Source organism: Streptomyces sp. NPDC002690 (assembly GCF_053592415.1).
On the sequence record NZ_JBSFVR010000436.1, the window covers coordinates 1 to 5,556 of the forward strand.

Genomic DNA, 5,556 nt, shown 5'->3' on the forward strand with positions numbered 1-5,556 from the left:
ACCTTGGTGTTGCCGGCGTAGACCTTCCGACCGAGCGTGTCGGCGATTCGCTGGGCCGTCGCCGGAGCTCCACCCTTCGAATCGCCCGCCTTACAACGGGGCTGCGGCTGCTACGCGGCGACCGGTTCGCGTGCGGCGACGCGACACCGGGTGAGCACGGTCTGTGCGGTCTCGCCGTAGATGCTGTGGTCCTTGACCGTGCCGGTCAGCTCAACCTCGTCGCCCTGGTCGGGGACGTCGGCTGCGGAACTGAACCAGATGAACACGTTCCCGCTCGGGTCCTGGAACTTCACCAGTCGGCGGCGCTGGGTGGTGTAGCCGTACGTCCGGCCCTCCAGCTCGATCACGGTGGTGACGGTGGCGGTGGTGGTGATCCGCTCGCCCACCGTGCCCTGAGGCTTGCTGCTCTGGGCGGCCCGCTCGGCGGCTTCCTTCTCCTGGTCGCGGTACCAACCCGCGATGGCGGACACGAGCGTCGGGAGGTGGCGCGGGTCGACGGTCTCACCCTTGGCAAGTTGCCCCACCTTGTGGCGGTAGTCGGAGAGGCTGCCGTATCCCTGGACGGCCCATGCCCGGACGGCGGCGGCGGTGGTCGGCGCGTCGGGGTCGGCGTCGATGGCGTCCTTCCACTCCTGCGGGGCCTTGCGGTCGAAGAAGTACCCTTCGACACCGTCGGCGGTCGGAGACGCGTCCTTCCACTGCTCGGACCGGCTGTAGAACCGGCCCTCCTCCTTGACGATGGCGGCGGTCACCCGCAGGACCTCGATCACCGGGACGCGGAGGTCGGCCGGGATGCCGCCCCCCTCGGCGTCCCAATCGGCGTCCTTGAGCGTGCCGAACCGCCACAGGGCCTCAAGACCCTTGATCGGCAGGCCGGTGTACGGCTCGACGCACGTCGTGCCAAGCTGCCGCATCTCGCCGTTCTCGTGGCGGGCAAGGTAGGTGGCGGTGCGGTGCCTGGCGACGGCGCACCCGTGGCAGAAGTTCTCGATGGCGCAGTACTGGCGCGCGGCCTCGGCGTCCTGCTCAGGCAGACCGGGGAAATGGCTGGTGATCGTCTCGCCCTCCTCGTCGTGGTCCAGGCGGGCTATGACGGTCCAGCCGTGGTGACGGGGGATGTCGCCGGAGATCGTCACGGTGACGGTGGGGCGCTTTCCGATCACGCGGCCGTCAAGGTCGCGGTAGTCGGCAAGGAACGGCTCGGAGATGTCGAGCTTGTACGCGCTGAGGTGGTGGACTGCGGCGCGCGCGTTCGTGGCCTCGACAAGCTGCCGGACGCGGGACTGAGCGGTCGCGGGGATGGAAAAACGCATGGCTGCGCTGGTCATCGTGGGTGCTCCTGCTGGTGAGAGAGGAATTCGCGGGCCCGGCCGGGCGGGTTGCCCTCCACATTCGGCCGGGGCGGTCTGGCTGGCGGACCGTGGTGTTGGAGGGGGGTTGCCCTCCCCCTCCAACACGCTTAATTAAACCATGTTTTGAGCCATGGGGCAAGCATCCCGGCCAGGGATGTCGAGCGCGGCGCGGTCCCGCAGAAACGCGGCGAACAGGGCGGCGGTGTAGCTGTCGGCGGTGCCGTACGTGCGGCGGCAGTCCAGTGCGCCGATGCGCTCGCCCCGGTGGTGGACGGGGAACGCTGCGCCGGGGGCCGGGATGGCGAGTGCGTACAGTCCGCGCGGGGTGTCCACGCGCAGGACGACGGCGGCGGCCTGGTGGTCGTAGGCGACGGACCAGCGGCGGGGTCCGATGCCGAACTCTGCGAGTCCAGCCGCGATGGCGCGGGCCTGCATGATGTCGACGGCAGTGCCGGGGTCGGGCTCGGCCGGGGCGGGGACGCATCCGCATCCGTGGTCGTCGGCGCGGGTCTCGAACAGAGCTGTACGGGTCACTGTGGGGCTCCTGGGGTGGCCGGGGGCGGGGGTGTTCCCGCCCCCGGCGTCGGGCGGCTGAGGTGGTTAGGCGGCGGCTTCGTCGTCGCTGGCGGGGTCGTCGGCCTCCTCGGCGTCCGGCTCGCCCTCCTCCTCGTCGGCGCCGGTCTCCTGCTCGACCTCCGGCTCACTGCCCGTCGTGATGACGCGGGGCTTCTTCTTCGACGGGTCGTACGGCTCGTCGTCCACGACCGACTGCTCAATGGGCGTGAGCGGGTACCCGAGGGCCGCGAGCACCTGGAACCACCGGCCGGTGGGCGTCCGCGTCCACGGGGCGCGCTGACTGTCCGTCCTCCACGCGGACCGGTTCGCGCACTTCTCCCGTACGGCGGCGATGGCGGCGAACTGGAGCTGCGGGGCCCTGCGGGGGTCCTTGGCGACGTGACCGGCGAAGCCGCCCCGGTCCTTGGCCTGCTCGGTGCCCAACCCCAGGAAAACAGCCAGGATTTCCGTCGTCGGCTCCTTGTTCAGGTCGTCACAGATCCCCCAACTTCCTTCCAAGAGAGCGTTGTTCACGTGCCCGATCAGGGTGTTGGTCATGGCCTTCGGGAGGTTGCGCCGCTTGATCAGGTCGGTGATCCACTTCCGGCGCAGGGCCTCGGCCGCGTCCCAGTCGATGTTCCCCTTCTTGACGGCGGCGCGGGCGGCGCGCTCGGCCTCCACCTCGGTGGCGGTCTTCGTGCCACCGCCATTTCCACTGCTGCCCTCGGGCACCGTGTGCCCGTACAGCCCCGGGGCGGAGCAGTAGGGCTCATACCGGTCCGCCCGCCGCTCGTCGAACACCCACACCAGCCCCTTGCACTCGGCGTGCTCCTCGGCACTGATGCCGCGCAGTCGCCATACGGGCATGGCGCGCTCGGACAGCTCCTCGGTGCCCCTGATCCGCTGCCCGCCCGCCTCCAGCTCCGCCCGGTGGGCCTCGGCCTTGGTCCGCTTGTCGCGCTTGGTCCGCTCGACGGCGATGGCCCAGTCAACGTCTCCCTCGTTGGCGTCGTCGTCGGCGGCGGCCTCGGTGATCGCGGCGAGCGCTTCGGCGTCGTCCGTGAACTCCGACAGCGCGGCCAGCTGCTCAAACGTCCATTCGTAGCTGCTCGCGCCGCTGACGGCGGCCGACAGCTTCTCGTCGGACCGGACCTTGACCAACGTCCTGACGTCCTTCTGGCGAACACCTGCGGCCTTGGCGATGCGGCCCACCTGCGCACCCGCTTCGGCCGCGCTGAACATCGCCTGGTTCATCTCGGAAGCGCTCAGGCTCTTGCGGTGCTGAGCGGTCGTGATCATGTCGAGGAACTGGCTTGCCTCGTCACGGTCGTCATCCTCCCACTCGTACGGCAGGTGGGTAAGACCCGCGTCCGTCGCAGCGTGGTAGCGGCGGTTTCCGTCGTTGACCTGGAGGACTCCGCCGTCGAGTCGCTGGATCTTGACGGGGATGCGGCACCCCTCGGTGCGGAGCGAGTCCACGAACGCGGCGCTCAGGTCCAGGTCCTCGCGGGCGTTCTCCGGGTGCGGGGTGAGCGCATCAATCCGGATCACGGGGCGCGGGGTGACCGGAACGGTCTCCATCCCTGCGGCGACGGCGGCGGCCAGCCGCTGAAACCCGTCGATGACCTGCGGCACGTCGCCATGGGTGCGCACGACGTACAGCGGCTCCACGACGCCGTTGCCCTTCACGTCGGCCAGCAGATCGGCCGGGACCTCGATGTCGCGGACGTTGCCGGGGTGCGCGGCCAGCTCGGCGACCGCGAGGGTCGGCCACAGGGCAGGGGCAGCCTGGACGCCGGCCTGGGTCTTGGTGTTCGCCATCGGTCTTTCTTCTTCCTGGTGAGAGTTCGTCGGGACGTTCGGCCCGGTGGGGTGTCGGTCGGGGGGTTGCCCTCCCCCTTCCGACATCATTAATTAAACCATGTTTTTGAGAGTGGGGCAACCGACGATGCTGTGATCGCCGCCACTCGGGTGTAGTGCTGCGGCGGTGCGGATCATGGCTGCGGCCTTGGCGGTGGTGCGCTCGGGCTCGTCCCCCCAGCACCACAGGAGCGTGCGCCGGTAGGCGTCCTCCGTGAGCCCCAGCTTGCGCCACCGGACCCCGGACACGGGACGGCCGTTGACCTGATTGCTGAGCACCACGAGGGAGTCGAACAGGGCGCGCTGGAAGATGTCCCACGGTTCACCGCGAACGAACCAGCGGGGCCGGGCGGAGCGCACGCCGCGCTCCCATGCGTGCAGCACGGTGCACGGGGCGGTGTCGCCCATCCGGCCAGGCTGCCAGAGGTGGTCACCCTGGTAAAGCCCGACGCGTTCGATGTGGTCGGCGGCGGCGGTGAGGATGCGGGTGGGGGTGGCGGGCGGCTTCCGGGACGGCATCGCGTTCTCCTGACGGTGGTCATTTGTGGTCAAGTGGTGTCGTGCTGGGCGGACTTGGCCGTGATGGTGCACTCGACGCAGTGACACGGCGTCTGCCACTGCCACCCGGCCGCGCAGATGATCGAGTAGGCAAGGGCGGCGGCTTCGCTGATCCGGCCGGTGCCGGGCTCCTTCGGCGTCGCGGCGGCCCACGTATAGGGGAAGCTATAGATCTGGAAGTAGTGGCGGCCGTTCTCGTCGGTCTTGTGGAATCGGGCCCATTCCATGTACACGCGAGGTCCCTTGACGCTTCGAGCGGGGGCCGGGGCGGCAGGCTGCCGCCCCGGCCGGGATGGACGGTCAGGCTGCGAGCGCTCCGGCGGTCTGGGCACCGATGCGGCGGCTGCCTCCGATGTCGGCGCGGCTGCCTGCGGCGGCTCCGTCGCCGTACCCGCTGCCGCTGTACGAGCCGCGCGTGTGCCGGACGTGCGGGTGCTCCTCGCGGAAGAGGGCATCCACCATCGCGTCACGGTCGGCCAGCACGAGTTCACCGCTACGACCGGTGGCCGAAGTCTCCTCGCTGGCGGCGGCGCGGGCGGCCTGCTCGATCGCCTCCAGACGTGCAATGACACGCTCGATGAACCCGAGGGTCCACGAGGTTCGCCATGCCCGCGCGCTGCGGACGCCGTACGGGACTACCTGCGCACCGAGCCCGCCGAACATCTGGATCAGCAGGGAGGCGTACAGGACTTCGGCGCGCTGGATGTCGGACTCATGACCGACGATGTGGACGCGGCGCCCCTTGCCCCACACCCCCATGTGCACGGCCTTGCACCCAACGCTCTGAGCGATGAAGCAGATCAGCCGGACACGGGACATGGCCCACGGGTTGGGGAGGTCGACGTACTTCGCTATGACCGCGTCCCGCGAAGGCTGCCCGTCGCCCAGCATGGCCTCTTCGACCCCGTACTTCGCCATCATCTCGAACGCCCGCCTCCGAGCCAACTCCGCCTCAGACTCGGGCGTACGGGGGTCCTCCGCCTTGGCGAGCAGAGCGCGGATGGTGTCGAGCTTTCCGGGGGCCTTCGTGGTACTCACGTGCGTTCTCCTGGTGAGAGTGGATGTCGACGGCCGGTCGGCCTGCCGTTCGCCGGTCGGGGGTTGCCCTCCCCTTCCGACATCACTAATTAAACCATGTTCTAGAGGTTGGGTCAACCCTGACATGGGCCCTGACCTGGCCTTCTATCCCCGCTGTCCCGCACCCGCCCGCCGGGCCGCGCCCACCACGGGC

General features: G+C 69.7%; 6 protein-coding genes. All 6 read right to left on the bottom strand.

Annotated features, from left to right (window positions below; all coding sequences use genetic code 11):
• Positions 1-110: 110 nt before the first annotated feature.
• Positions 111-1,328, bottom strand: a complete 1,218-nt coding sequence (locus ACWD3D_RS32625) for a hypothetical protein (RefSeq protein ID WP_451464345.1) — start codon at positions 1,326-1,328, stop codon at positions 111-113.
• Positions 1,329-1,463: 135 nt separating this feature from the next.
• On the bottom strand, positions 1,464-1,886 hold the full coding sequence (locus ACWD3D_RS32630; RefSeq protein ID WP_451464346.1) for a hypothetical protein: 423 nt from the start codon (positions 1,884-1,886) through the stop codon (positions 1,464-1,466).
• A gap of 66 nt (positions 1,887-1,952) precedes the next feature.
• Entirely contained in the window at positions 1,953-3,728 is a 1,776-nt protein-coding gene (locus tag ACWD3D_RS32635) for a ParB N-terminal domain-containing protein (protein WP_451464347.1), read from the bottom strand.
• Positions 3,729-3,821: 93 nt separating this feature from the next.
• Positions 3,822-4,286 carry a DUF6197 family protein gene (locus ACWD3D_RS32640; RefSeq protein ID WP_451464348.1) on the bottom strand — a complete coding sequence of 155 codons (465 nt, stop codon included), beginning with the start codon at positions 4,284-4,286 and terminating at the stop codon, positions 3,822-3,824.
• A 29-nt stretch (positions 4,287-4,315) separates the two neighbouring features.
• On the bottom strand, positions 4,316-4,558 hold the full coding sequence (locus ACWD3D_RS32645) for a hypothetical protein (RefSeq protein ID WP_451464349.1): 243 nt from the start codon (positions 4,556-4,558) through the stop codon (positions 4,316-4,318).
• Positions 4,559-4,625: 67 nt separating this feature from the next.
• Positions 4,626-5,363: a DUF2786 domain-containing protein gene (locus tag ACWD3D_RS32650; protein WP_451464350.1), complete on the bottom strand. Its 738-nt coding sequence runs from the start codon at positions 5,361-5,363 to the stop codon at positions 4,626-4,628.
• Between the last annotated feature and the right edge of the window lie 193 nt (positions 5,364-5,556).